The 26938-nt window shown below is 67.7% G+C and carries 24 protein-coding genes; 11 read left to right on the top strand and 13 right to left on the bottom strand.

Translation table 11 applies throughout. The annotated features are described in order from the left end of the window. Positions 1–398 precede the first annotated feature (398 nt). Positions 399–1190 (bottom strand): IclR family transcriptional regulator, encoded by a 792-nt coding sequence (locus FHD68_RS04485; RefSeq protein ID WP_127898730.1) that lies wholly within the window; start codon positions 1188–1190, stop codon positions 399–401. A gap of 78 nt (positions 1191–1268) precedes the next feature. Between FHD68_RS04485 and FHD68_RS04480 the strand changes: the two genes are divergently transcribed. The 8 genes from FHD68_RS04480 to FHD68_RS04445 all read left to right on the top strand — a co-directional run bounded on the left by FHD68_RS04480 (position 1269) and on the right by FHD68_RS04445 (position 11638). Continuing rightward, a complete protein-coding gene (locus tag FHD68_RS04480; protein WP_240542428.1) occupies positions 1269–2792 on the top strand; it encodes a M81 family metallopeptidase in 1524 nt (507 codons plus the stop codon). Between the two features lie 42 nt (positions 2793–2834). Further along, on the top strand, positions 2835–4244 hold the full coding sequence (locus FHD68_RS04475) for an ABC transporter substrate-binding protein (RefSeq protein ID WP_244297758.1): 1410 nt from the start codon (positions 2835–2837) through the stop codon (positions 4242–4244). A gap of 210 nt (positions 4245–4454) precedes the next feature. Beyond that, positions 4455–5396, top strand: coding sequence for an ABC transporter permease (locus FHD68_RS04470; protein WP_127898732.1), 942 nt, complete (start codon positions 4455–4457; stop codon positions 5394–5396). Then, positions 5396–6271 carry an ABC transporter permease gene (locus FHD68_RS04465; protein ID WP_045998965.1) on the top strand — a complete coding sequence of 292 codons (876 nt, stop codon included), beginning with the start codon at positions 5396–5398 and terminating at the stop codon, positions 6269–6271. The genes FHD68_RS04470 and FHD68_RS04465 overlap by 1 nt, the downstream gene beginning before the upstream one ends. Beyond that, positions 6271–7944 (top strand): ABC transporter ATP-binding protein, encoded by a 1674-nt coding sequence (locus tag FHD68_RS04460; RefSeq protein WP_127898733.1) that lies wholly within the window; start codon positions 6271–6273, stop codon positions 7942–7944. Before FHD68_RS04465 ends, FHD68_RS04460 begins: the two co-directional genes overlap by 1 nt. Then, entirely contained in the window at positions 7928–9097 is a 1170-nt protein-coding gene (locus tag FHD68_RS04455) for a M20 aminoacylase family protein (protein WP_127898734.1), read from the top strand. Before FHD68_RS04460 ends, FHD68_RS04455 begins: the two co-directional genes overlap by 17 nt. Then, positions 9094–10224 (top strand): M20/M25/M40 family metallo-hydrolase, encoded by a 1131-nt coding sequence (locus FHD68_RS04450; RefSeq protein WP_127898735.1) that lies wholly within the window; start codon positions 9094–9096, stop codon positions 10222–10224. Before FHD68_RS04455 ends, FHD68_RS04450 begins: the two co-directional genes overlap by 4 nt. Positions 10225–10231: 7 nt before the next feature. After that, on the top strand, positions 10232–11638 hold the full coding sequence (locus FHD68_RS04445; protein WP_127898736.1) for an amidase: 1407 nt from the start codon (positions 10232–10234) through the stop codon (positions 11636–11638). On the opposite strand, the gene FHD68_RS04440 is transcribed toward FHD68_RS04445, so the two are convergent. Then, complete coding sequence (locus FHD68_RS04440) at positions 11635–12582, bottom strand: NAD(P)-dependent oxidoreductase (RefSeq protein WP_280115161.1); 948 nt, start codon at positions 12580–12582, stop codon at positions 11635–11637. The genes FHD68_RS04445 and FHD68_RS04440 overlap by 4 nt on opposite strands. A gap of 44 nt (positions 12583–12626) precedes the next feature. Here FHD68_RS04440 and FHD68_RS04435 point away from each other — a divergent pair, with 44 nt between their 5' ends. Beyond that, positions 12627–14084, top strand: a complete 1458-nt coding sequence (locus tag FHD68_RS04435; RefSeq protein ID WP_127898738.1) for an aldehyde dehydrogenase family protein — start codon at positions 12627–12629, stop codon at positions 14082–14084. A 32-nt stretch (positions 14085–14116) separates the two neighbouring features. Here FHD68_RS04435 and FHD68_RS04430 read toward each other — a convergent pair whose 3' ends face one another. From FHD68_RS04430 to FHD68_RS04420, 3 genes are all read right to left on the bottom strand, one after another. Then, on the bottom strand, positions 14117–14689 hold the full coding sequence (locus tag FHD68_RS04430) for a L,D-transpeptidase (RefSeq protein ID WP_045981684.1): 573 nt from the start codon (positions 14687–14689) through the stop codon (positions 14117–14119). Positions 14690–14819: 130 nt separating this feature from the next. After that, positions 14820–17045, bottom strand: coding sequence for a hybrid sensor histidine kinase/response regulator (locus FHD68_RS04425; protein WP_127898739.1), 2226 nt, complete (start codon positions 17043–17045; stop codon positions 14820–14822). Then, positions 17042–17500 (bottom strand): putative pterin-binding protein, encoded by a 459-nt coding sequence (locus tag FHD68_RS04420; RefSeq protein WP_127898740.1) that lies wholly within the window; start codon positions 17498–17500, stop codon positions 17042–17044. The genes FHD68_RS04425 and FHD68_RS04420 overlap by 4 nt, the downstream gene beginning before the upstream one ends. 159 nt (positions 17501–17659) lie before the next feature. On the opposite strand from FHD68_RS04420, the gene FHD68_RS04415 reads away from it, so the two are divergent. Next, positions 17660–18322, top strand: coding sequence for a GntR family transcriptional regulator (locus FHD68_RS04415; RefSeq protein ID WP_045998957.1), 663 nt, complete (start codon positions 17660–17662; stop codon positions 18320–18322). 13 nt (positions 18323–18335) lie between these two features. Then, a complete protein-coding gene (locus tag FHD68_RS04410) occupies positions 18336–19268 on the top strand; it encodes a sugar kinase (RefSeq protein WP_127898741.1) in 933 nt (310 codons plus the stop codon). On the opposite strand, the gene FHD68_RS04405 is transcribed toward FHD68_RS04410, so the two are convergent. From FHD68_RS04405 to FHD68_RS04370, 8 genes are all read right to left on the bottom strand, one after another. Continuing rightward, the gene (locus FHD68_RS04405) at positions 19269–20744 is read right to left on the bottom strand and encodes a UxaA family hydrolase (protein ID WP_205963148.1); all 1476 of its coding nucleotides are present in this window, start codon (positions 20742–20744) and stop codon (positions 19269–19271) included. After that, positions 20737–22137 carry a mannitol dehydrogenase family protein gene (locus FHD68_RS04400; protein ID WP_482811962.1) on the bottom strand — a complete coding sequence of 467 codons (1401 nt, stop codon included), beginning with the start codon at positions 22135–22137 and terminating at the stop codon, positions 20737–20739. The genes FHD68_RS04405 and FHD68_RS04400 overlap by 8 nt, the downstream gene beginning before the upstream one ends. 1 nt (position 22138) lies before the next feature. Then, positions 22139–22879 carry a 2-dehydro-3-deoxy-D-gluconate 5-dehydrogenase KduD gene (kduD, locus tag FHD68_RS04395; RefSeq protein ID WP_139085309.1) on the bottom strand — a complete coding sequence of 247 codons (741 nt, stop codon included), beginning with the start codon at positions 22877–22879 and terminating at the stop codon, positions 22139–22141. Then, positions 22876–23700, bottom strand: coding sequence for a 5-dehydro-4-deoxy-D-glucuronate isomerase (gene kduI, locus FHD68_RS04390; RefSeq protein WP_127898745.1), 825 nt, complete (start codon positions 23698–23700; stop codon positions 22876–22878). The genes kduD and kduI overlap by 4 nt, the downstream gene beginning before the upstream one ends. 10 nt (positions 23701–23710) lie before the next feature. Beyond that, positions 23711–23992, bottom strand: a complete 282-nt coding sequence (locus tag FHD68_RS04385; protein WP_127898746.1) for a cupin domain-containing protein — start codon at positions 23990–23992, stop codon at positions 23711–23713. A gap of 10 nt (positions 23993–24002) precedes the next feature. Then, positions 24003–25286 carry a TRAP transporter large permease gene (locus FHD68_RS04380; protein WP_127898747.1) on the bottom strand — a complete coding sequence of 428 codons (1284 nt, stop codon included), beginning with the start codon at positions 25284–25286 and terminating at the stop codon, positions 24003–24005. A 4-nt stretch (positions 25287–25290) separates the two neighbouring features. After that, positions 25291–25884 (bottom strand): TRAP transporter small permease, encoded by a 594-nt coding sequence (locus FHD68_RS04375; protein WP_232303234.1) that lies wholly within the window; start codon positions 25882–25884, stop codon positions 25291–25293. A gap of 67 nt (positions 25885–25951) precedes the next feature. Beyond that, positions 25952–26923 (bottom strand): TRAP transporter substrate-binding protein, encoded by a 972-nt coding sequence (locus FHD68_RS04370; protein ID WP_045981674.1) that lies wholly within the window; start codon positions 26921–26923, stop codon positions 25952–25954. Positions 26924–26938 lie beyond the last annotated feature (15 nt).

Raw genomic sequence — 26938 nt, 5'->3', positions numbered from 1 at the left:
TCCAGATCGGCAGTCAAATCTGGCAACACGCTGGAAGGTGCTTCGATCCCGTTGACCATGAACATCGGGCGGACGACGATCTATCATTGCGCCGGTGAACCATCGCGGAACATCAAGCATCGAGGCATCCATGGTTATGGCCGATGGAGCTGTCGTGAAATATCGCAGTAGCCGAAAGGCTTCTTACACAGCGCAAGATTTACGCCCTTGTGTTGGCGATCGTCAGACACCACAGTAGGGTATAGATATTGTCACCCAAAGCGCGGAATCTTGCACGGTGTTTGGAAAAGCGCGTGAGATTTCAGTTGACCTCGAAAGTCAGTTCGAATCCTACCGCCCCAGCCAATATCCAGAAAGTCGAATAATCAGCCGTACTTGGCTGCCATACATGATGTCGCCTACGCCGACACGATGCTGCGCACGGCCTCTGCGGCCAAGGGTGCGTTGCGGCGGCGGAACTCCTCCGGATCCCACTCCGACAGCGATCCGGCGATGTGGATCGCGGCGATCGGGCGGCCCGATGCGTCCGGGATCGCCACGCCAAGGGCCACCTCTCCCATCAGGATCTGCTCCAGCGCCAGCGCGTGGCCGGCCTCTCGTGCCAGCGCGACTTGGTCGCGGATCGCCTGGGGATCGGTCAGGGTCCGCGGCGTCAGCGGCCGAAGACTGGCCTGGTCCAGGATCTGGTCGACCTCGGTCGGGGGCAGCATCGCCATGACGGCCCAACCACCCGACGTGCAGGTCGTGGGCACGCTGTTGCCCACCAAGGTCGCAAAGAACGTCTCGCGCTTGCTTTGCATCCGGGCGGCATAGACCATGCGCTGACCATCGAACAGTGACAGGTCGACCCGTTCGCGGACGTTGCGACGCAGGTCCAGCAGGATCGGACTGGCGCGACGCACCAGCGGGTTCAGGCGCAGATAGTCGTGCGTCAGGTCCAGGATCGGCAGGTCCAGACGAAAGCCGCGACCATCCTCGGCCAACGTCAGATAGCCCAGCTTGCGAAAGGTGTGCACCAGACGCTGCGCCGCGCTGCGCGTCAGCCCGGTCCGCGTGGCGATCTGGCCAAGCGACAGTGCCCCGTCGGCATCGCGAAACGCTTCCAGAACGCTCATTCCGCGGGCAAGGGATTGGACGAACAAGGCATTCTCTGCCTGCGGACCGTCCGGATCGTGATTCTTGCGCTGCATGCAATCTCCGACGTTGACATGATCAATTTTGGGTTAATACACTCGTGATACAATGCAACTGTATCGGATGGCAATACATTGCTGACCCAAACGATTCCTGCCCGTCCTTTGCGGATCGCCCTTGCGGGCTTCGTTCATGAGAGCAATTCCTTTGCCCCAAGCCCCGCCGACATGGCGGCCTTTGAACAGGGCGGCGGCTATCTGCCTCTGTGCCGCGGGGCGCAGATCATCGATCGGGCGCGGGACGTGAACCTGCCGATCGCCGGCGTCATCGCGCATGGCGAAAAGCAGGGCTGGCAGATGGTGCCTGTCGTCTGGGCCGGCGCGGTGCCATCGGCCCCGGTGACCGCCGATTGCTACGCCGCCCTGACCGAGGAGATCGTCCAGGGCCTGCGCGATGCGGGGCCGCTGGACGGGGTCTTTCTGGACCTGCATGGCGCGATGGTGGCCGATGGGGCGCCGGACGGCGAAGGCCTGCTGTTGGAGCGGGTCCGCCAGGCAGTCGGGCCGGACACGCCTGTCGTCGCGGCGCTGGACCTGCACGGCAACATCACGGCGCGGATGGTGGACAATGCCGACCTGATGGTGGGGTTTCGCACCTATCCGCATGTCGACATGGCCCTGACCGGGCATCGTGCGGCGCAGCAACTGGACCGCCTGATGGGCGGCGCGCCCAACGCCAAGGCGTTCCGGCAACTGGATTTTCTGATCCCGATCGCGTGGCAGGCGACCGATGCGCAGCCCGCAGCCGGGCTTTATGACCGGGTTGCCGCCTGCGACGGTCAGGGCTGTGCGTCGCTGTTCATGGGGTTTCCCGCGGCCGATTTCGCCGACTGCCGCCCCTCGGTCATCGCCTATGCCCAGACGCAGGCACATGCCGATGCGATGGCCGACGGCCTGGCACAGGCCCTGCGCGAGGCCGAACCCGCGTTCCGCGGCGAATGCCTTAGCCCCGCGGGCGGGGTGGCAGAGGCGATGCGCCGCGTCAACGATCGGCCGGTGATCCTGGTCGACACGCAGGACAATCCCGGCGCAGGCGGCAATTCCGACACGACCGGCATGCTGCGCGCCCTGGTCGAGGCCGATGCCCGGGACGCGGCCATCGGCCTGATCATCGATCCGGAGGCGGCGGCGGCGGCCCATGCCGCGGGGGTGGGCGCGACCATCGATCTGGCCCTAGGCGGTCGGTCCGGCATTCCGGGCGATGCGCCATTTCAGGGCCAATTCACCGTGGACGCGCTGTCCGACGGGGCCTGCCATGCCACGGGCCCGTTCTATGGCGGCGCGCATCTGGCGCTTGGGCCGTCCGCCTGCCTCAGCATCGGGGGCGTGCGGGTCGCCGTCGCGTCGGAAAAGGCGCAGATGGCCGATCGGCAGATGTTCCGCTTCCTGGGGATCGTCCCCGAGGAGCAGGCCGTCCTGGTCGTGAAAAGCTCGAACCATTTCCGTGCCGATTTCGCCCCCATCGCGGCGGCGATCCTGACCTGCGCCGCGCCCGGGCCCATGCCCGTCAGCCCGGCCAGCCTGCCCTTTCGCAACCTTGCCCCCGGCATCCGGCTGGAGCCGGGCGGCGCACCCTTCACACCCCCCGCGCAAGGCTGACGCCAAGATCACCCCGCGGACCCGTTCAACAGAGAGGACACCATGCTCAAGAAATTGACTGCCACGCTTCTGGCCTCGACCATGCTGACAGGCGCGGCCTGGGCCGAGACCACCGTCAAGGCCGTGATGCATTCCGGCCTGCGCGTGCTGGACCCCGTGATCACCACCGCCCACATTACGCGCAACCACGCCTACATGATCTACGACGTGCTGATCGCGCAGGATTCCGAATTCCAGCCGCAGCCGCAGATGGCCGACTGGACCATCTCGGACGATCAGTTGACCTATACCTTCACGCTGCGCGACGGGCTGACCTTCCATGACGGCGCGCCGGTGACGGCGGCCGATGCCGTGGCCTCGCTGCAGCGGTGGGGGCAGAAGGACGCGGGCGGACAGGTCATCATGGACCGCACCGCCAGCCTTGAGGCGACCGACGACAAGACGATCACCTGGACGCTGACCGAACCCTTCGTGCCGATGCTGGACGTGCTGTCCAAGCAGTCGGCCCTGCCCCCCTTCATCATGCCCGCCCGCGTGGCCGAGACCTCGGCCGACGAGGCGATCACTGAATACGTAGGCTCGGGGCCGTTCCGCTTTGTCGAGGCGGAGTTCCAGCCGGGGCTGATGGTCGTCTACGAGAAGTTCGACGAATACGTGCCGCGCGACGAACCCGCCGACTGGATGGCCGGCGGCAAGGTCGTCAATGTCGACCGCGTCGAATGGGTCAACATGCCCGACGTCCAGACCGCCGTGAACGCGCTGTCGGGCGGAGAGATCGACTATATCGAGGCGATGCAGGTCGACCTGATCCCGCTGCTGGAGGGTGATCCGAACATCGTCGTCGAAACGCGCGAGCCGACCGGCATGCAGACGATGACGCGGATGAACTTCCTGCACCCGCCCTTCGACAACGTCCAAGTCCGCCAGGCGGCCATCAAGGCGATCACCCAGGAACCGGTCCTGGCCGCGATGGTCGGCAACCCCGAATATTATTCGGTCTGCGGCGCCATCCTGGGCTGCGGCACGCCACTGGAGAACGCGACCGGCACCGAAACCCTGACCCAGGGCGGCGGCGCCGAGGAGGCGCGGGCGCTGCTGGAACAGGCGGGCTATGACGGCACGCCGGTCGTATTGATGGCGCCCACCGACATGGTGGCGCTGGCCACTCAGCCCGTCGTCGTATCGCAGATGCTGCGCGAGGCCGGGTTCCAGGTCGAGCTGCAGCCGATGGACTGGCAGACGCTGGTCACCCGCCGCGCCAGCCAGGCGGCCCCGGCCGAGGGGGGCTGGAACGTGTTCATTACCAACTGGATGGTGCCGGAGATCTCGAACCCGATCTCGAACCCGATGCTGAACGGACGCGGCGACGATGCCTGGTTCGGCTGGCCCACCGACGAGACCATCGAGGGTCTCAAGGAGGAGTTCATCGACGCCCCCGACGCCGCAGCCTAGGCCGCGGTCGCCGAGAAGATCCAGGCCCATGCCCTGGAGAACGGCCTGCTGATCCCCCTCGGTCAGTACACCCTGCCGCAGGCCCGCCGCACCACGATCACCGAGATGATCAACTCGCCCGTGCCGGTCTTCTGGGGCCTGCAGAAGTCCGAGTGATCGAAAGCAGGGGGCGGTTCCGCCGCCCCCCACCCACCTGATCGGAGAAACCTGATGCTGGGGTACATCCTGCGGCGCATTCTGGCCGTCATTCCGGTGATGCTGCTGGTCGCCGTCTTCGTCTTCCTGCTGCTGCGCCTGACGCCGGGCGACCCGGCCGCGATCATCGCGGGCGACATGGCGACCCCCGCCCAGCTGGAGCGCATCCGCGAGGCGATGGGCCTGAACGACCCGCTGCACATCCAGTTCGTGACCTGGGTCGGACAGCTGCTGCGGGGCGATCTTGGCGTGTCGCTGATCTCGAACACGCCGGTGGCCACGATGGTCGCCGACCGCATCGCGCCGACCCTGTCCATCGCGGTGCTGACCATCGTGATGTCGGTCGCGATCGCCGTGCCGATGGGCGTGCTGGCCGCGTGGAAGCATCGCAGCATGGTCGATTACGCGGTGATGACCTTCTCGGTCCTGGGGTTTTCGGTACCGGTATTCGTGATCGGATACCTGTTCATCCTGGTCTTCTCGCTGCAGCTGGGCTGGTTCCCGGTGCAGGGATACACGCCCCTGTCGTCGGGCCTGGGCGGGTTTCTGTCGAATGCCTTCCTGCCCGCGCTGACGCTGTCGACCATCTATGTCGCGCTGATCGCGCGCATGACGCGGGCCAACATGCTGGAGGTGCTGGGCGAGGACTATATCCGCACCGCCCGCGCCAAGGGGGCCCCGGAACGCACCGTCCTGTTCCGCCACGCGCTGAAGAACGCGGCCGTGCCGATCCTGACCGTGATCGGCACCGGCTTTGCCCTGCTGATCGGCGGGGTGGTGGTGACCGAGACCGTCTTCAACATCCCCGGCGTCGGCCGCCTGACGGTCGATGCGATCCTGGCGCGCGACTATCCGGTCATCCAGGCGATGATCCTGCTGACCAGCTTCCTCTATGTGCTGGTGAACCTGCTGATCGACCTCAGCTACAGCCTCTTTGACCCAAGGATCCGTTACTGATGGCACAGGTACCGCAACCGACCTCGGCGATGCAGCCGGTCCTGCGCGCGCTGCGCCTGCCGCATCTGGGCGCAGGCAGCAAGATCGCGGCGCTGGTGCTGGCCGTCATCGTCGTCCTGACGCTGCTGGCGGGCTGGATCGCGCCGCATGACCCGCTGGCGATGAACCCCATGGCCCGCCTGCAGGGCCCGATCGAGGGCCACCCCCTTGGCACCGACAATTTCGGCCGCGACATCTTCAGCCGCGTGCTGATCGGGGGACAGCTGTCGCTGATCATCGGCATCGCCACGGCGGTGGTGTCGGTCCTGCTGGGCCTGATCATCGGCATGATCGCAGGGTTCTTCCGCACGGCGGACGCTATCATCATGCGGGCGATGGATGCGCTGATGGCGATCCCCTCGATCCTGCTGGCCATCGCGCTGGTGGCGCTGAACGGGCCGTCGGTCGGATCGGTCATCGCCGCGATCACCATCCCAGAGATCCCCCGCGTCGTGCGCCTGGTCCGCGCCGTGGTCCTCTCCGCGCGCGAGGAGCCCTATGTCGAGGCCGCGATCGCGCTTGGCACACCGATGCGCAAGATCCTGGTACGCCACCTGGTGCCGAACACCACCGCGCCCCTGATCGTGCAGGGCACCTACATCCTGGCCAGCGCCATCCTGACCGAGGCGATCCTGTCCTTCCTGGGCGCAGGCGTCAGCACCGAGACCCCTACCTGGGGCAACATCATGGCCGAGGGTCGGCTGTTCTTCCGCATCAAGCCGGAACTGATCCTCTATCCCGGCATCGCGCTGTCGCTGTGCATCCTGTCGATCAACCTTCTGGGCGACGCGGCACGCGACATGCTGGACCCGCGGCTGAAGAAAAGGGCAGGCTGATGCAGTTCAAGACACGCAACTTCGACGCGGCCGACGTGGTGCTTGAGGCCCGCGAGCTGACCGTGACCCTGCCCGAGACGCCGGGAAACCCCGCGGTCCTGAAGGGCATCGACGTGACCATCCGCGCGGGCGAGACCGTCTGCCTGGTGGGCGAATCCGGGTCGGGGAAATCCGTCACCTCGCTGGCGATCATGGGGCTGCTGCCCGACGCGCTGCGCGTCGCGGGGGGCACGATCCAGTTGCAGGGGCGCGACCTGTTGCCCCTGACACAGGCGCAGATGCGCGACCTGCGCGCGGCCCGCGTCGCGATGATCTTCCAGGAGCCCATGACCGCACTGAACCCGGTCCTGCGCGTGGGCGACCAGATCATGGAGGTCATGGAGCTGCACACCGACCTGCCCGCCGCGGAACGCCGCCGTCGCGCCGTGGCAATCATGGAGCAGGTCCATCTGCCCGATGTCGAGCGCATCTTCCGCAGCTATCCGCATCAGCTGTCGGGCGGCCAGCGCCAGCGGATCATGATCGCGATGGCCCTGGTGCTGGAACCCGTCCTGCTGATCGCGGACGAACCCACGACCGCGCTGGACGTGACCACGCAAAAGCAGATCCTGGCGCTTATCGACGAATTGCAGCGCGACCATGGCACGGCGGTGCTGTTCATCACCCATGACATGGGCGTCGTCGCGGAAATTGCCGACACCGTCTATGTTATGAAGCAGGGAGAGATCGTCGAACATGGCGCGGTCGAGACGCTGCTGCGCAGCCCGCAGGCGGACTATACCCGCAAGCTGCTGAAGGCCGTGCCCAGCCTGTCGCCCCGCGAGGCCCGGCCCCAGGCGGCGGATGCCGTCCTGCGGGTCGAGCGGCTGAACAAGATCTATGGCGGCGGCGGCATCCTGCGGAAGCTTCCGCAAGCGCATGCCGCCAAGGACGTGACCTTCGCCCTGTCGCGCGGTCGCACCCTGGGGATCGTCGGCGAGAGCGGGTCCGGCAAGTCCACCGTCGCGCGCTGCATCATGCGGCTGATCGACCCCAGTTCGGGGCGCATCCTGCTGGACGATGCCGACATCGCGAACCTTTCGCGCGGCGCGTTGCGCCCGCACCGCCAGAAGCTGCAGGTGGTGTTCCAGGACCCGATGCGGTCGCTGAACCCCCGCTGGACCATCGGCGAGAGCCTGATCGAGGGGCCATTGAACTATGGCACCAGCCGTACGGACGCGATGGCCGAGGCCGCGCGCCTGATGGGCGTCGTGGGCCTGCCCGCCGACGCGCTGGCCCGCTATCCGCACCAGTTCTCGGGCGGGCAGCGGCAGCGAATCGCGATCGCCCGCGCGGTGATGATGCGCCCTGACGTGCTGGTCGCGGACGAGGCCGTGTCGGCGCTGGACGTGTCGGTGCAGGCGCAGGTGCTGGACCTTCTGGACCAGCTGCAGCGCGACCTGGGCATCGCCATCGTCTTCATCACCCACGATCTGCGCGTCGCCGCCCAGATCTGCGACGAGGTGATCGTCATGCAGCGCGGCGCCGTCGTGGAACACGGCCCCGCGGGCGAGGTGCTGGCCGCGCCCGCCCATCCCTATACACGCGCCCTGATCGAGGCCGCCCCCGGCCGGTCATGGGACTTCCAGAACTTCCGTGCCATGCCAGAGGTGAGACATGCCGAACCTGCCTGAGATCGACGCCGCCGTCCCGGAACTGACCGAGATCTTCCGCGACCTGCACGCGCACCCGGAGATCGGCATGGAGGAGGTCCGCACCAGCGCGGTCGTCGCGGCCAAGCTGCGCGAATGGGGCGTGGACGAGGTCCACGAGGGCGTGGGCAGGACCGGCGTCGTGGGCATCCTGCATGGTCGGGGTCAGGGCAACCGCCGCATCGGCCTGCGCGCCGACATGGACGCTCTGCCGATCCACGAGGCGACGGGGCTGCCCCATGCCTCGACCCAGGCCGGCAAGATGCATGCCTGCGGCCATGACGGGCACACGACGATGCTGTTGGGGGCCGCGCAGTATCTGGCGCGGACGCGCAATTTCGACGGCACCGCGGTCCTGATCTTCCAGCCCGCCGAGGAGGGTCTGGGCGGCGCCCGCGCCATGATCGCGGACGGGCTGTTCCAGCGGTTCCCGGTCGACGAGGTCTATGGCATGCACAACCAGCCGACCGGCCAGCCGGGCCGCGCGACGCTGTGCAAGGGGCCGGCCATGGCGGGGGCGTCCTTCTTCGACATCACCGTAACGGGCAAGGGCAGCCATGCCGCCATGCCGCAGCAGTCGCGCGACGCGCTGGTCGCGGCATCTGGGCTGGTCGGGCAGTTCCAGACGATCCTGGGCCGCAACGTCGCGCCGCTGGATCAGGCGGTTCTGTCGGTCACCCAGATCCATGCGGGCAGCGCCTACAACGTGGTGCCCGAAACCGCGACCCTGGCCGGCACGATCCGCTTTTTCCGCCCCGAGGTCCGCGACCTGATGCAGGCGCGGATGCGCGCCATCTGCGAGGGTGCCGCACAGGCCTTCGATCTGCGGATCACCTGCGAGTTCCGCGAGATCTTCGACGTGCTGGTGAACGATGCCGACCTGTCGGACGCCTGGACCCAAGCCGCCGCCGACGTGCTGGGCGCAGACAATGTGCGCGACGATTCCCAGCCCTTCACCGGGTCTGAGGATTTCGCCGACATGCTGCAGCAGGTCCCCGGCGCCTATGGCAACGTGGGCCATGCGGGCACTGTACCGCTGCACAATCCGGGCTTCGTGCTGGATGAAAGCATCCTGCCCGTCGGCGCGTCGATCTATGCGCGGCTGATCGAACGCCGCCTGCCGGTGGCGGCATGAGCGCGTTGGATCTGCCCTTCGACGCGGAGGAGATGCTGACGGGCCTGCGCCCCTGGATCGAATGCGAAAGCCCGACCTGGGACGCGGCCGCCGTTAGCCGGATGATGGACCTGGCCGCGCGCGATTTGTCCGCGATCGGCGCCACGGTCGAGACGGTGCCGGGCACCAAGGGCTTCGGCACCTCGATCCGCGCGACCTTTCCGCATGCCGATCAGGGCAAGCCGGGCATCCTGGTGTCGGGGCACATGGACACGGTCCATCCCCTGGGAACGCTCGAGAAGCTGCCCTTCCGCGTCCAGGACGGCAAGGCCTGGGGGCCAGGCATCATGGACATGAAGGGCGGCAATTACGTCTTTCTGGAGGCAATGCGCCAGATCGCGCGGGCCGGGCTGAGCACGCCCTTGCCGGTCACGTTCCTGTTCACCCCCGACGAGGAGGTCGGCACCCCCGCCACCCGCGGCCTGATCGAGGATGCCGCCCGCGGCCAGCGCGCCGTGCTGCTGCCCGAACCCGCGCTGCCCGACGGGGGCGCGGTGATCGGGCGATACGCCATCGCGCGGTTCGACCTGCTGACCCATGGCCGGCCCAGCCATGCGGGCTGGGCGCTGAAGGACGGGCGGTCGGCTATCACCGCCATGGCTCGCCGCATCCTGGAGATCGAGGCGATGACCACCGAGGACTGCACCTTTTCCGTGGGCGTGATCCATGCCGGGCAATGGGTGAACTGCGTGGCCTCGGAATGCCGGGCCGAGGTCCTGTCCATGGCCAAGACGCAAGCCGACCTGGACCGCGGCGTTGCGGCCATGCTGGCGCTGCAGGGCGAACGGGACGGGGTGGAATTCACCGTCACCCGCGGCGTCACCCGCCCGGTCTGGGAGCCGCAGCCGGGCACAATGGCGCTGTATGACCTCGCGCGCGACCTGTCGGCGCAGATCGGGTTCGAGCTGTCCTCGGACCGGTCGGGCGGCGGGTCGGACGGCAACTTCACCGGCGCGATGGGCGTGCCGACGCTGGACAGCATCGGCGTGCGCGGCCGCGGCCTGCATACGCTGGACGAACATATCGAGATCGACAGCCTGCCCGAGCGTGCGCGCCTGGCCGCGGGCCTGCTGACCCGGATCATCTGAGGACCCCATGACCGCATTTGCCGACCTGACCGCCGCCGCGATGACCGCGGGCTTTGCCGACCGCAGCCTGTCCCCGGTGGAGGTGACCCGCGCCGTCCTGGAGCGCATCGACGCCAGCGAGCCGGTGCTGAACGCGATGTGGACCGTCGATCACGACCAGGCGCTGGAGGCCGCCCGCGCGTCCGAGGACCGCTGGCGGCGGGGCGATCCGCTGACGGTAAACGGCGTGTCGCTGGACGGCGTGCCCATCACCATCAAGGAGAATATCGCCACCCGCGGCGTGCCCATGCCCCTGGGCACCGCGGTCAGCGACATGACGCCGCGCGCCGAGGACGCTCCCCCCGCCGCCCGCATGCGCGAGGCGGGGGCAGTCTTTCTGGGCCGCACGACCATGCCCGATTTCGGGATGCTGTCCTCGGGCCTGTCCAGCTTTCACCGGCTGGCGCGCAACCCGTGGAACACCGCCATGAACCCCGGCGGTTCCAGCGCGGGTGCGGGAGCGGCAGGGGCTGCGGGCTATGGGCCGATCCACTTGGGGACCGATATCGGCGGATCGATTCGGCTGCCCGCCGCATGGTGCGGGCTGGTGGGGCTGAAGCCCAGCTTGGGGCGCGTGCCGATCGACCCGCCCTTCATGGGGCGCGCGGCGGGACCGATGACGCGGACCGTCACCGATGCCGCGATGGCCATGGCGGTGCTGTCCCAGCCCGACGGGCGCGACCACATGTCCCTGCCACCCGCCACGATCGACTGGATGGACCTGGACCGCGACCTGAAAGGGCTGCGCGTCGGCCTGCTGATGGACGCTGGCTGCGGCATGGCGGTCGACCCGCAGGTCAGCGACGCCGTGACCGCCGCGACGGCCCTGTTCGAACAGGCTGGTGCCATCATCCGGCCCATCGATCCGTGGATGACTCCCGACCTGCTGCAGGGCCTGGATGATTTTTGGCGCACGCGGGCCGGGCTGGACGTGCTGGCGCTATCGCCCGAACAGCGGGCCCGGATCCTGCCGCTGGTGCGGGAATGGGCAGAATCGGGTCTGGGCCGGTCCGGAGAGGACGTCTGGCGCAGCTATGGCGCCACGGTCGAGATCCGTCGTCGCACCACGCAGGCCATGGCTGATCTGGACCTGATCCTGTCGCCCATCTCTCCGAATGTCAGCTTTCCGGCGGATTGGGCCTATCCCGCCGACAACGACGTGACCCGCGCGATGCAGCATATCGGCTTTACCGCCCCCTTCAACATCGGCGAACAACCGGCGATCAGCGTGCCCTGCGGCCATGACCGGAACGGCGTGCCCATCGGGTTGCAGATCGCGGGCCACCGGTTCGACGACCTGGGCGTACTGCGCGCCGCGCGGGCGTGGGAACGGATCGCCCCGCCCGCACGCCCCTGGCCCGTGGTCACGGGCTAGTCGTGCGAGGGCTTGTCCTGCGGGGAAAACAGGGCCGCGGCTTCCGACAGATAGCTGTCGGCGAAACCGCCTTGGGCCAGCCCGTCCAGGGCTGCTCCGACGCCATCTGCCGCGTCATGCGCGGCGCCCACGTCCCGCGACAGCTGCCGGTAATAGGACAGGTCCTTGGCCGCATTCCCGACCGAAAAGCGCATTCCCGACGTGTCCCCCGACAGCAGGAAGGGCGCGATCCGGTCCAGCGCGGCACCGTGCCCGCCGCCCTTGGACAGCACGTCGACAAAGGTCGCGTCACGGATGCCCGCCTGCCGCGCACAGGCCGCGGCCTCGCTGATCAGGGTCGCACAGCCGATCGAGACGAAGTTGTGCAGCAGCTTCAGCGTATGGCCCGCGCCGACGTCGCCCGCGTGAAAGATGTTCTCGGCGAACGTGCCCAGCAGGGGGCGCATGCGGTTGAACAGATCACCGTCCGCGCCCACCAGCAGGTTCAGGCGGCCTTCCTCAGCCTCCTTCGGGGTGCGGGTCATGGCCGCGTCCATGAATTCCCCGCCCGCCTCGCGCGTCAGCCCCGCCAGGCGCAGGGTCGATGCCGGGATCGCGGTCGAACAGTCGACGATCACGGTGCCCGGACGGATCGCGGCCAGCAGACCGCCCGCGCCCAGCAGCACATCCTCGACCTGGGGGGTGCCGGACAGGCACAGGATGACCGCGCGGCATTCCGCCAAGGCCTCCAGCCTGTCGACGCGGCGCGCACCAAGCGCCGTCAGGTCACCGACCGGCTGGTTGCCGGGATGATCCAGAAACAGCAGCGGCCACCCCTTGGCCGCAATGTTTCGCGCGATGCCGTGGCCCATCAGACCCACGCCCACCATGCCGACCGTCATCTTGTCCATCGTCTCCTCCTGTCCTGCCGGGGGGCCAGCTTGGGCGCTGGCCGTCCGGGCCACAAGGTGACCGGACGCAATTTTTCCACCGACCACAGGACTGCAGCATGATCATCGACGATCTGACCCGCATCGACACCAGCCTGATCTTCGTGGATGGCCACTGGACCCGCCCCCAAGGCGGCGCCCTGCCGGTCGAGGATCCGTCGACCGGCGATGCCATCGGGGTGATCGGTCGCGGCACCCCGGCCGATGTCGACGCCGCCGTCGCCGCCGCCCGCGCCGCCTTGGACGGCCCCTGGGGGGCGCTGACCGCCACCGACCGCGGGCGCATCCTGACGCGGATGTCCGCCCTGGTCCTGGACCGGGCCGAGGATCTTGCGATGATCGAGACGCTGGACGTGGGCAAGCCGCTGGACCAGTCGCGCCGCGATTCGGTGGCCCTGGCCCGCTATCTGGAGTTCTACGGCGGTGCGGCGGACAAGCTGATGGGCAGCACGATTCCCTATCAGCAGGGCTATACCGCCTATACCCTGCGCGAGCCGCATGGCGTCTGCGGGATCATCATCCCATGGAACTATCCCATGCAGATCCTGGGCCGGGCCGTCGCGGCGGCGCTTGCCGCGGGCAATGCCGTGGTGCTGAAGCCGGCCGAGGATGCGTCGCTCTCGGCCCTGGTCTTTGCGCAGATCGCCCATCAGGCGGGCCTGCCTCCCGGCGCGTTGAACGTCGTGACCGGCCTGGGGGCCGAGGTGGGCGCGGCACTGTCCGCACATCCGGGCGTGCATCATCTGTCCTTCACCGGCTCGGTCGGGACCGGAGCCGGCATTCAGCGCGCGGCGGCGGCCAACGCCGTGCCCGTAACGCTGGAACTGGGGGGCAAGTCGCCCCAGATCGTCTTTGACGATGCTGACCTGGACCGGGCGATCCCGGTTCTGGTCGGGGCCTGCATGCAGAATGCCGGGCAGACCTGTTCGGCCGCGTCGCGCGTCCTGGTGCAGGCCGGTGTCTACGACGAGGTGCGTCGCCGCATGTCCGACATCTTCAACGGGCTTGTGGCCGGACCGGCGCCCGACAGCCACGACCTGGGTCCGCTGGTGTCGGCGCGCCAGAGGCGACTGGTGCAGGATTTCATCGATCTTGGCACCCGCGAACTGACCTTGGCGGCTCAGGGGCGCCTGCATCCTGACGCGGCGGCCGGCGGCCATTTCGTGCGACCCACGCTGTTTGCGGACGTACCCCCCGATCACACCTTAGCGCAGCAGGAGATCTTTGGTCCGGTGCAGGTCATGATGCCCTTTGCCGACGAGGCGGAGGCCCTTCGCATTGCCAATGGCACCGATTACGGACTGGTCGCCGGCATCTGGACCCGCGACGGGGCGCGACAGCTGCGCCTGGCGGGCCGGCTGAACTGCGGCCAGGTCTTCATCAACAACTATGGCGCGGGGGGCGGGGTCGAGCTGCCCTTCGGCGGCATCGGCAAGTCGGGGCATGGTCGCGAAAAGGGGTTCGAGGCGCTGTACGGCTTCACCCGCACCAAGACCATCGCGATCCACCACGGTTGAAAGGCAGGGCGCCATGCGCCCCGCCCTGGCGATCAGAACACCGTCACCTGTGTGCCGATCTCTGCGACCGCATACAGCTTTTCGACATGCTCGTTATACAGGCCATAGCAGCCCGACGACGACCGCCGCCCGATCTTGCGCGTGTCATGGGTGCCGTGGACCAGATAGGCCGGCCAGCCCAGGTACAGGCCGAACTTGCCCAACGGGTTTTCGGGCGCGCCCCCCTCGACCCGCTGCGGCAGGGTCGGATCCTTGACGCGCATGCTGGGCGTGGGCGTCCAGGGCGGGTTGGCGACCTTGCGCACGATCTCGGTCTGGCCGCGGCGGGTCAGTTCGTCTGTCATCGGGATCGCGCAGGGAAAGACGAAATGCACGCTTTCGTCACCCGACCAGAAATGCACCGCGCGCGAGGTCACGTCGGCCAGCAGAACCCCCTTGCCCAAGGACGGATAGAAATCCTGCCAATGCCGCGCGCGGAACGACGACTGGTTGCGCTGCGGTCCCGGGTTTTCCTGGCCATAGGCCATGGCGGGGATCAGGACGCCCGTCGCCGCAAGACCCTGAAGGAAGGTTCTTCGGTCGCCGAAGGGACGATTCGTGGACATGCTGCTGCCTCGTGCTTGTATTGGCCTTTTCAGCGACAATAGCCCCGCGCGTGCCTTCCCCCAAGCCCCCGCCGCAAGGTTGACGGCCCACCCCGGAGATTCTGCAACAGATGCAGGGGCACGCGGCCGATCACGCCTGCGGCAACGGACCCGCGGGACGCACCGCCTGCAACAGCGCATTGAGCGCCGCCCGGCTGAGCGGCTTGACCAGCGACCGGTCCATCCCGGCCTGACGAAAGCTTGCCAGATCCGCTGGCATGGCATGGGCCGTCAGGGCCACGATGGGGCAGTCGCGGTTGGGGCCGTCACCCGCGCGAATGCGCCGGGCCGCGTCGATGCCGTTCATGCGGGGCATGCTGATATCCATCAGGATCAGGTCGAACCGGCGCTGTTGGGCGGCGGCGACGCCGGCAAGGCCATCCTCGGCCTCGGTCACCTCGCATCCTTGGCGGCGCAGCATCTCGCGGGCGACCAGACGGTTGATGGCATTGTCCTCGACCATCAGAATGCTGAGGCCGGGACAGTCCGGACTGGCCACCGCCTGCTGGGGCACCGTGTCGGGCGCAACGGGCGCAGGCTCCAGAGGCAGCATGATCCGGAACGCGGTCCCCCTGCCCGGCTGGCTTGAGACCGTGATCTTTCCGCCCATGGCATCGACCAGGCCCTTGACGATGCTGAGACCAAGTCCCGTCCCCTCTACCTTGCGGTCGAAGGTCGAACCCAACGTGACGAACGCATCGAAGATCCTGTCCAGATCGCCTGCGGGGATGCCAATACCCGTATCGGTCACGCGCAACGTGACGTGTCCCGGTGGCCCCGACGTATCGACCAGCACGGTGATATGTCCGTTCTCGGTGAACTTGATGGCGTTGCCGACCAGGTTCACGACGATCTGTTCCAGCCGCGCCGCATCGCCCAGGACCGGCGCCATATCGTCGCCGGAATATACCGCCATCAATTGGTTGCCCGCCGCCTGTGCCTGCGTCTGCAGACCCAGGATCGCCGAATCGACCAAGCTGCGCAGGTCGACCGGGTTCCGGGCCAGAACCAACTGACCGCTGCGCGCTCGCGAGGTGTCCAGCACATCGTTGACATGGCCCAGCAGCATGCGGCCGGAATGCTCCATCGCGGCGACGTACTGGCGCTGGCGGTCGTCCAGTTCGGTCAGGCTCAGCAGGTCCAGCAAGCCCAGAATGCCGTTCAGGGGGGTCCGCATCTCATGGCTCATCACGGCGATCATGCGCGTCTTGGCCTGTTCGCCCGCGACGGCGCGGTCACGGGCCTCGATCAGTTCGGCCTCCTCGGCCGCGCGTCGGGACACGTCGCGCACGAAGGCGACCACCAGCGGTCCGTCCTCTCCTCGGGCGACCGACATGGACAGTTCGACGGGGATGATCCGGCCCGACTTGTGCCGGGCGGCGGTCTGCATGATATCGGGCCCGCCGGCGCGCGGGCGGGTGGTGCCGTCACGGACCCGGGCCAGAACCTCGCGCACCTTGGCACGCCGGTCGTGCGGGGTCAGCAGGTCGACGACGTCCGCGCCCACGGCCTCGGCCCGGTCATATCCGTAGATGCGCTGTGCTGCGGCGTTGAAACCCAGGATCCGCCCATCGGGGCGCGCCACCAGGATTGCGTCGATCGACGCCTCGAACAGCGAATTCAGGCGATTGCTGACCGCGGCGATGCGGCGGTTTCGTTCGCCCGCGCTGCGCACCATCGCGGCCAGGACCACGACGCTGCCCGCCAGCACCATGAACAACGGAACGACCAGCAGCGACAGGGTCGTCAATGCGCGGGCCACGCCTTCGCGGCGCAGCGCGGATTTCTCGGCGAACAGCCGCACCCCCTCCAGCGACACCTGCCTGACCAAGGGCACGGCCGCGTCGACGATGGGCATGATCCGGGGCAGACCCGCGATCAGTCCCGCGTCATCGCCGTCGATCACCGGCACGGCGGCGTCCAGCCCGGACTGGATCGCCATCAGCGCGGTCGAGATGCCGGGTTCCGCGCGCAGGTGGTCATAGGTCCGCCCCTGCTGCAGCGTCTGGATGCGCGAATAGAAGATGTCGAACCGCTGCCGCAGATCTTGCGCCTGATCCGCGCCGGCACCGGGCGCGGCCAGCAGCAGCGCGGCACGCTGCAGGGCCAGAACCTCGACCTCGGACTGGGCCAGGAACCATTGGGTGTTGTCCGTGGCGGCGGTCCCCATCTCGTCGATCTGACGGCGCGCATCGACCTGCAGCAGCCAGACGACCAGCCCCAGGGCCAGGATCACGCAACCGAAGAAGGCGGGCATCATCCTGACCGCCCGCGCGATGCGCGGGGGATGCAGGTCGGTGCCCACCGCGTTGATCACCTCACGGCCTCGATCCGGACCAGCTGCCAGATGCTGCGGGCATAGGTCACTTCGGACTGCAGCGCAGGATCGGAGTCATAGGGATAGATGACCCAGAGCGGCCCCTTGTCGCGCACGGACATCGCCTGCCCGTCCTGCTGGAACGCGACGATGGGATAATCCGCCGTCACCTCGTCCACGGGAATCTGTACCGCGTAATCGTTGATCGCCACGGCCGAGACCGTGCCCTGATCGATGCCTGCATCGGTCAGGATCGTCTGCAGCGGGACCCCGGTGAAGGTCGGCTGCCCCTCCGTCCAGATGGTCGAGGTGGCAAAGCTAACCGGCCCAAACGCCTGAAGCGCCGCCTGATCATAGGTCTGCGTGCCGTCCAGACCGACGACGGTCAGCAACGGATCGTCGGCCAGCGCCGGACCCGCCAGCGCAAGCAAAAGGGAAAGGGCTGCGATCTTCATGAAACTGCCGTCGACAGGGTTGGTCGGGGTTGCGGTGTCGCGTCATCTTGACGTCCGCTGCGCCATTCTGGCAGCGAATCCTTTCTAAAATGCTATCGACCGACCGATGCTCTTTACTGGTATGGAAGTATGGTATAAATTTGCCGAAAAGGGCCTGACATGATTCCGATCCGCGCTGCCACGACCGCCCAGCAGGTCCATGACTGGTTGTACCGCTGCGTCCTGCGCGGCGACCTGCTGCCGGGCACGCGCCTGTCGGAGACCGAGATCGCGGCCCAGGTCAACCTGTCGCGCCAACCCGTGCGCGAGGCCTTCATCCGGCTTGCCGCCGATGGGTTGGCCGAAGTGCTGCCCCAACGGGGCACCTATATCGGGCGCATCTCGATGCGGGCGGTGCTGTCGGCGCGCTTCATCCGCGAGGCGGTGGAAAGCGACCTGGCCCGCCATGTGGCCGCCACCCGCCCCGACCTGACCGCGATGGCCGCCGAACTGACCGTGCAGGAAAGGTGCGATGTCGAAGGCGACGTGCCGGGGTTCATCGAATCGGACGACCGGTTCCACCGGGCCATGGCCCTGGCGGCGGATCAGGGCGCCGTCTGGCAGGATCTGGAACGGCTCAAGGCCCAGATGAACCGCCTGCGGCACCTGTCGATGCGCGTCTTCGACCGCAGCCAGACCATCGCCCAGCACCGTGCCGTCCTGACCGCGCTGCAGGCCGGCGACGCCGATGGCGCCGAAGATGCCATCCGCACGCATCTGCGCCAGATGCTGACCGAACTGCCGCAGATGGCCGCGGCGCATCCCGACTATTTCACCGACTGAAAGGTCCCGAAGCATGCCGCAAGCCGACCCTATCCGCATCCTGTCCATCGGCGAGGCCATGGTCGAGATGTCACGCGCCCCCGATCCGGACCTGTGGCGGATGGGCTTTGCCGGCGACACGCTGAACACGGCCTGGTATCTGCGCCGCCTGTTGGACGACGCCTGGCAGGTCGACTATCTGACGCGGGTCGGCACGGGCGACTTTTCGACCCGGATGGTCGAGTTCCTGCGGGCCGAAGGGCTGGGCACCGCCCATGTCAGCCGTCAGCCCGATGCCGAGATCGGCCTCTATGCGATCAGCCTGACGAACGGGGAACGCAGCTTCTCCTACTGGCGCGACACGTCCGCGGCGCGGCGGCTGGCCGACGACCCGACCCTGCTGCACGCCGCCCTTCAGGGCTGCGCAATGGCCTATCTGTCGGGGATCACGCTGGCGATCCTGCCCCCGCAGGGACGCATCGGCCTGATGCAGGCGCTGGACCGGGCGCGGCAGGCCGGCACCACGGTCGTCTTCGACACCAACCTGCGGCCGCGCCTTTGGGCCGACGCGGACACCATGCGTGCGGTCACGCAGGACGCCGCCGGCCGCGCGGATCTGGTCCTGCCCAGCTTCGACGACGAGGCCGCGCTGTTCGGCGATGCCGATCCGCAGGCGACGCTGGACCGCTATCTGGCCCTGGGCGCGGGCCAGGTGGTGGTCAAGAATGGCGGTGGGCCGATCCGGTTCGGTGGGCGCGATGGTGCGGGCCACATCGACGATCTCAGCGTCGAGAGCCCGGTCGACAGCACCGCCGCGGGCGACAGCTTCAATGCGGGCTATCTGGCGGCACGGCTGACGGGGGCCGATTGCGCCGGTGCCATCCGGGCCGGGCACGCGCTTGGGCGACAGGTGATCCGCCATCCGGGCGCGTTGATCCGGCAGGCGGTCGAGGACGCGCGGCGCTGACTACAGCACCGCGCCGATCTGCCAGGGCAGAAACTCGTGATCGCCCAGGCCCAGGGCCTCGCTTCGGGTGACCTGGCCCGAGGCGGTGCGCAGGATCAGATCGACGATCTGGCGGCCCTTGTCGTCAAGGCTGACACCGGACAGCACGTCGCCGCAGTTCAGGTCCATGTCGTCGCGCATTGCGGCGAACAGGGCATCGTTCGTCGCCAGCTTGAGGGTGGGCGCGGGTTTCGACCCGAAGGCTGATCCGCGCCCGGTGGTGAACACGATCAGCTGCGCACCCCCGGCGATCTGACCCGTGGCCGAGACCGGGTCGTAACCCGGCGTGTCCATGAAGTTCAGGCCCGGCGCGGTGATGGGTTCGGCATAATCCAGCACGGCGTTCAGCGGCGTGGCGCCCGCCTTGGCCACCGCGCCCAGGGATTTCTCAAGGATCGTCGTCAGCCCGCCCGCCTTGTTGCCGGGGCTGGGATTGTTGTCCAGCGAGGCACCGTTCATCGCGGCATACCCCTCCCACCAGCGCAGGCGGGCCAGCAGCCGGTCGGCCAATGCGGGGTCGGCGGCGCGGTCCAGCAGCAGGCGTTCCGCGCCGTGGATCTCGGGCGTCTCGGAGAGCACGACCGATGCGCCCTGCGCGGCCATGATATCGCAGGCCACCCCAAGTGCCGGGTTTGCCGTGATGCCCGAAAATCCGTCCGACCCGCCGCATTGCAGCCCGATCCGCAGGGCCGATGCCGGGGCGGGTGCGCGCGTCACCGCATTGACCTGCGGCAGCATCTGGCGGACACGGGCCTTGATGGCGTCGATGGTCGCGCGGGTGCCGCCGTTGTCCTGGATCGTCAGCCCATGAAAGCGCGCGGCCTGTCCCAGCTCCTGCTTCATGCGGGCGATCTGCATCACCTCGCAGCCCAGACCCACGAACAGTGCGGCCCCGACGTTCGGGTGCCCGGCATGCCCGGTCAGCACCCGCTGCAGCGCGATCCAGCCCGGTCCGCTGTCGGCCATCCCGCAGCCCGATCCATGGGCAAAGGCCACCACCCCGTCCACGTTCGGATAATCGGCCAGCGCGCCCTCGGCCTGCAATTCGTCGGCGGCGCGGCGGATGACCGTCGCCGAACAGTTGACCGTCGCCACCAGCGCCACGAAGTTGCGCGTGCCGACCTGTCCGCCGTCGCGGTGATAGCCCTGAAACTGCAATTCCCGCCCGCGATGCCGGTCAAGAGCCGCCCGCGCGGCCGCAAGCCCGGCGCCGGGGGTCTGGTCGCGGTCGTGATCGCCAAAGGCCAGGTTGTGGCTGTGAACGTGATCGCCCGACGCGATGTCGCAGGTGGCATAGCCGATGACCTGCCCGTACTTCACCACCGCCGCCCCCCGCGCGATGTCCGTGCGGGCGATCTTGTGTCCGGCAGGCGCCAAGCCGCGCGCGGTCAGGATGGCGACGGTGTCCGACGGATTCAGGACCAGCGGTTCAGCCACTTGCGGCGACCCGCGCGCCATCACGCACCAGCCGGGTCAGCGCATCGGTCAGGTCCGCGCGGAACCCCGCATCGTCGCGCAGTACGGCGGGAAAGACCTGCGACAGGGCCAGGAACCCGTCGACCGTCGCCGCCGGATCGTCGCGCCACAGCGCGGCCATCTGCAGGGCCAGCGGGTCCTTGACCTCGATCGCCCCGCACGTCTCGTCGCGACCCGAGGCATAGCGCATCCAGGCCGCCACGGCCAAGGTCAGCCCCGGTACGGGCCGCCCGGCGGCGCGGCCTTCGGCGATGGTGCCAAGGATGCGCTGCGGCAGCTTCTGGCTGCCGTCCATGGCGATCTGCCAGGTTCGGTGACGGATCGCCGGATTGGCATAGCGCGCCGCCAGCGCGTCGGCATAGGCCGCAAGATCGGTGCCCGGCGGCGGCGTCAGCGCCGGGATGATCTCGGACCGCCACAGACGGTCGACGAATTGCGCCATCACCGGGTCGGCCATCGTGTCGGCGATGGTCTGGTGCCCGGCCAGATAGCCCAGATAAGCTAGGCTGGAATGGGTGCCGTTCAGCATCCGCAGCTTCATGTGCTCGAACGGCGTCACGTCGTCGACCAGCTGCACACCGACCGCGCCCAGATCCGGGCGGCCGTTGCAGAACCGATCCTCGACCACCCATTGGCGGAAGGGTTCGTGCATCACCGGGGCTTCGTCGCGCCGGCCCGTCAGGGTCTCGACCCGGTCCAGATCAGTGGGCGTGGTCGCCGGAACGATGCGGTCCACCATGGTCGAGGGGAAGGCCCCTTGCGCCTCGATCCAGACGGCCAGATCGGGGTCGATCAGCCGCGCCAGGTCCAGCACGACGCCACGCACGACATGGCCGTTTTCCGGCAGGTTGTCGCAGCACAGCACGGTGAAGGGCGGGATGCCCGCCGCGCGACGCGCCTGCAGGGCCCGGACAAGAAAACCCGGCGCCGATCTGGGCAGCGGATTGTCCAGATCATGGCGGATGTCGGGGTGATCGGCGTTCAGCCGCCCCGTGGAAGGCTCATGGCAATAGCCCTTTTCGGTGACCGTCAGGCTGACGATCCGTACCGCGGGTGCGGTCATCGCGTCCAGCACGGCCTGGGGGTTTTCGGGCGCGAGCAGAACGTCGCGCAGCACGGTGACGACCTGCGCGGTCTCTCCCTCCGGTCCCAGCTGCAGCGCGGTATAGGCCCAGCCCTGCGGGGCCAGCCGGTCGCGCGTGCCGGGCGATTGCAACGACACGCCGATGATCCCCCAGTCACCGCCAAAAGCCGCCATGGCCTGTTCGACATAGATGGCGCCATGCGCGCGAAAGAACGCGCCCAGGCCCAGATGAACGATGCCCGCGGGTCCGGCGGACGGGGTATGGTGCAACCTAGCGGGCAAGCCAGCCTCCATCGACGTTGAGGATCGCGCCGTTGACGTAATCGGACGCGGGCGCGGCCAGGAACACGGCGGTCTGGGCGATATCCTCGGGGCGACCCCACCGGCCGGCGGGGATGCGCTCCAGGATGGCGCGGCTGCGGTCGGGATCGGCGCGCAGTGCCTGCGTGTTGTTCGTCTCGATATAGCCCGGGGCGATGGCGTTGACGTTCAGGCCGCGCCCGGCCCATTCGTTGGCCATCAGCTTGGTCAGCCCCGCCACGCCATGTTTCGACGCGGTATAGGACGGCACCCGGATGCCGCCCTGAAAGGACAGCAGCGACGCGATGTTGATGATCTTGCCCCTTCCCCGTGGCAGGGCGGCGCGCGCGAAGGCCTGGCAGGTGAAGAACAGCGCCTTGGCATTCACGTCCATCACCGCGTCCCAATCGGCCTCGGTGAAATCGACCGCATCGTCGCGGCGGATGATGCCCGCATTGTTCACCAGGATGTCGATCGGCTGGTCCGCGAACACGTCACGCGCCACCATCGGATCGGCGAAATCCAAGGTCAGCGACCGCCCCGCCTTGTCAGACACCTGGCCCATCATCGCCACCGTCTCGGCGCAGTCGCGCCGGCCGCTGGCGATCACGTCCGCCCCGGCCTGCGCCAAGGCCACGGCGATGGCCTGGCCGATGCCGGTATTCGCGCCGGTGACCAGGGCTGTGCGTCCCTCAAGGGAAAAGGGGGTCACCGCAGGTCCTCCGGCTGGATGAAGTCCATGTCGGTGTAATCGACATTGTCCCCCGCCATCGCCCAGATGAAGGTGTATTCGCCAATGCCCGCGCCGGAATGGATCGACCAGGTCGGCGACAGCACCGCCTGTTCGTTGGCCACGAACAGGTGGCGCGTCTCTTGCGGTTCGCCCATCAGGTGCAGGACCCGCGATTCCGGCGCCATGCCGTGATAGAGGTATGCCTCCATCCGGCGGTCATGGACGTGGGCGGGAATGGTGTTCCAGACCGACCCTTCCTGCAACGAGGTATAGCCCAGCACCAGTTGGCAGCTTTCCATGACCAGCGGGTGGATGAACTGCTTGATGACGCGCTTGTTCGAGGTCGCGGTCGCACCCATCTCGACCTTCTTGGCCTGATCGACGGTGATCAGCCGGTGCGGCAGCGCACGATGCGCGGGCGCCGAGGTGATGTAGAACCGCCCCCCGCCCGAAAACGTCACCGCCCCCGCACCCATGCCCAGATACAGCACGTCGCCATTGGCCATGTCCCAACCCTGCCCCGCGGCCTCCACCCGGCCCGGCCCGCCGATATTGACGATGCCCATCTCGCGGCGGTCAAGAAAACTGGGCGTGCGGGTCTCGTCGATGGCGTCCAGGGTCAGGGGCGCCCCGTCCGGCACCGCGCCGCCAACCACGAAGCGGTCGTAATGCGTATAGGTCAGGCGGATCTGACCGGCGGCGAACAGACCCTCGACCAGGAAATGCTGCCGCAGTTGGGCGGTGTCCATGCCGCGGGCGTGGTCCGGGTGGATCGCGTGGCGGGTTTCGACATGCGTCATAGGGGTCCTTTCACAGAAAATCGTCGCGGCGGGGGGTGAAGCTGTCGATCAGCACACCCTCCTCCAGGCACAGGCAGCCGTGTTCGGCGCCCGAGGGAATGATGAAGGCGTCGCCGGGCCCGACCTCGGACGGCTGGCCGTCGACGGTGAAGCGGTAGCGGCCCGACTGGACATAGGTCGACTGCACATGCGGATGGCTGTGCAGCGCGCCCCGGTCGCCCGCCGCAAAGGCGAAGCGGACGACCATCAGGTCCGGCGCATGGGCCAGGACGGTGCGGACGGGATCGGTCATTGCGACACCTTCACCAGCGGAACACGGAGGGCAGCCACAGCGACAGCGCCGGGACATAGGTGACCAGCATCAGCGTGGCGAAGGCCGCGCCGTAGAACGGCCAGATCGTGCGCATCGCCTGCCAGATGCTGATGCGGCCCACCGCGCAGCCCACGAACAGCACCGCGCCGACGGGCGGCGTGCACAGGCCGATCCCCAGGTTCAGGATCATGATGACCCCGAAATGCACCGGATCGACGCCGAAGGCGGTGGCGACCGGCAGAAAGATCGGCGTGGTGATGACGATCAGCGGCGACATGTCCATGAACGTCCCCAGGATCAGAAGGACGATGTTGATCATCAACAGGATCACGATGGGGTTGCTGGACACGCTTTGCAGGATCTCGACCAGCTGTGTCGGCACGCGCAGATAGGCCAGAAGCCAGCCGAAACAGGCCGCGCAACCGATCACCAGCAGCACCATGGCGGTGGTGCGCACAGCACCCTTGGTCGCCTCGACAAATTCGGACCAAGGCAGGCTGCGATAGACCAGGGCCGTCACCAGCAGCGCATAGACCACCGCCACGTTCGAGGATTCGGACGCCGTGAACCAGCCCGACCGCACGCCCCCGAAGATGATCGCGATCAGGATCAGGCCGGGCATGGCGGACACGAACAGCGCGCCCAGCATCCGCAGGCCCGGGAACGGCTCGGTCGGATAGCCCTTCCGGCGCGCGACCCACCAGGCGGTGACCATCAGCGATACCGCCAGCAGCAGACCTGGAATGATGCCGGCGGTGAAGAGGTCTGCGATGGACAGACGGCCCCCGGCGGCGATGGAGTAGATGATCATGTTGTGGCTGGGCGGTATCATCAGCGCGATGATCGAACTGACGACCGTGATGTTCACGGCGTAATCGACGTCGTAACCGCGCGCCTTCATCTGGGGGACCATCAGGCCGCCCACCGCGCTGGCGTCGGCCGCGGCCGACCCGGACACGCCGCCGAACATCAGCGAGGCCATGATGTTGACCTGGCCCAGCCCGCCGCGCATGTGCCCGACCATCGCACCGGCCAGCGCCACCAGGCGCCGGGCGATGTCGCCCCGCACCATCAGGTCGCCCGCGAAGATGAAGAACGGGATGGCGATCAGCGCAAAGACCGAGATGCCGCTGTTCAGGCGCTGGAACACCACCACCGGCGGCAGCCCCATATAGAGGACGGTCAGAAAACTGGCCACGCCCAGGCAGAAGGCCACCGGCGTGCCGATCATCAGCAGCGTGACGAAGCTGCCGAACAGGATCCACAATTCCATGATCTCAGGTCCTTTCGCGGGGGCGCGCAGCCTTGCCGTCCAGAAGGTCATCGGCGCGCACCGCACCCGGCGCGCCGTCGACGACGCCGTCCGCGGCATCGTCCATGTCACCAAAGCGCATCGTCTTCAGCCCCGCCGCGCGGCGCAGGATGCGTTCGACCGAAAACAGCATCAGCAGGATGCCGCCCCCGATCAGCGGCGCGAAATCCCACAGGCGCGAAATGCCGATGCCCGGCACCACGCCGCTGGCCGCGCGCGCCGCCAGTTGCCAGCCGAACCACGCCATGCCGAAGCCGAAGGCCGTCACGACCACGTCGGACAGGCTGTGGAACCACGGCCGCCAGCTTTCCGGCACGACCATCAGGCCCACATCGAACGACAGGTGATAGCCTTCCTTGACCCCCACGGCGGCGCCCAGGAAGATGAACCAGCCCATCAGCATGACGGCGGCCGGTTCGGCCCAGAACAGGCTGGACCCCATCACGTAACGGAAGAACACCTGCGCAAAGACAAAGGCGGTCATCAGGACCAGCCCGATTCCCGCCAGCCACAAGGCCGCCTGCGCGACCGCGCCGGTCAGCGTGGCAAATCTGATCATCCCCTCGCGCATCGCGCATCCCCCGGAAAAGAAAAGGCCGCCCGCGAGGTCCGCGGGCGGCGTGATGTCACTGGGTCGCGCGGATGCGTTCGACCAGGTCCTTGTTCTCGGGGGTGGTCACGTACTTGTCGTAGACGGGCACCATCGCCTCGATGAACGGGGTCTTGTCGATCTCGGTGATGACCTCGGCACCGGCGGCGGTCACCTTGTCCAGCGATTCCTGTTCCTGCGCCGCCCACAGCTCGCGCTGCAGGGTCGAGGAATTCTGCGCCGCCTCGCGCAGGATCGCCTGATCCTCGGGGGTCAGCTTGTCCCAGCTGGTCTTGGACATCGCGACCAGTTCGGGAACGATCAGGTGCTCGTCCAGGGTGAAATACTTGGCGACCTCGGCGTGGCCCGAGCTGTCATAGCTGGGAAAGTTGTTCTCGGCCCCGTCGATCACGCCGGTCTGGATGCTGGAATAGACCTCTCCATAGGGCATCGGCGTGGCGTTGGCGCCAAGCGCATCCATCATGTCGACGAACACGTCGTTCTGCATGACGCGGAACTTCATCCCCTCGAGGTCGGCGATCGACTGGATCGGCCGCTGCGAGTTGTAGAAGCTGCGCGCCCCGCCATCATACCAGGCCAGTGCCACCAGATCGCGCTCCTCGAACGCGGCGGCGATCTCCTCGCCGATGGGACCGTCCAGGACCGCGTGGCTGTGCTCGACGGACGTGAACAGATAGGGCAGCGACATGATCTGGGTGACCGGCACGATGTCGTTGAACGACCCGAAGCTGGCGCGGACCATGTCGATGACGCCGAACTGGGTCTGCTCGATCGTGTCCTTCTCCTCGCCCAACTGGGACGACGGGAACACCTCAATGCAGATGCGGCCGTCGGTCTTCTCGCGGACCTCCTCGGCCATGGCCTTGACGCCCTCGACCGTCGGATAGCCGTCGGGATGGGTGTCGGACGACCGCAGCGTGATCTCGCAGGCGGTGGCGAAGCTGGCCGAGGCCAGCAGGCCGGCCAAAGTTGTCATCAGCAGTTTCATGTTATCCTCCCAGAT

It is taken from the genome of Paracoccus marcusii, from assembly GCF_006151785.1.
Taxonomy (GTDB): domain Bacteria; phylum Pseudomonadota; class Alphaproteobacteria; order Rhodobacterales; family Rhodobacteraceae; genus Paracoccus; species Paracoccus marcusii.
Note: the sequence above shows the minus strand (reverse complement) of the source record. Positions and strands in the feature narration are given on the sequence as shown.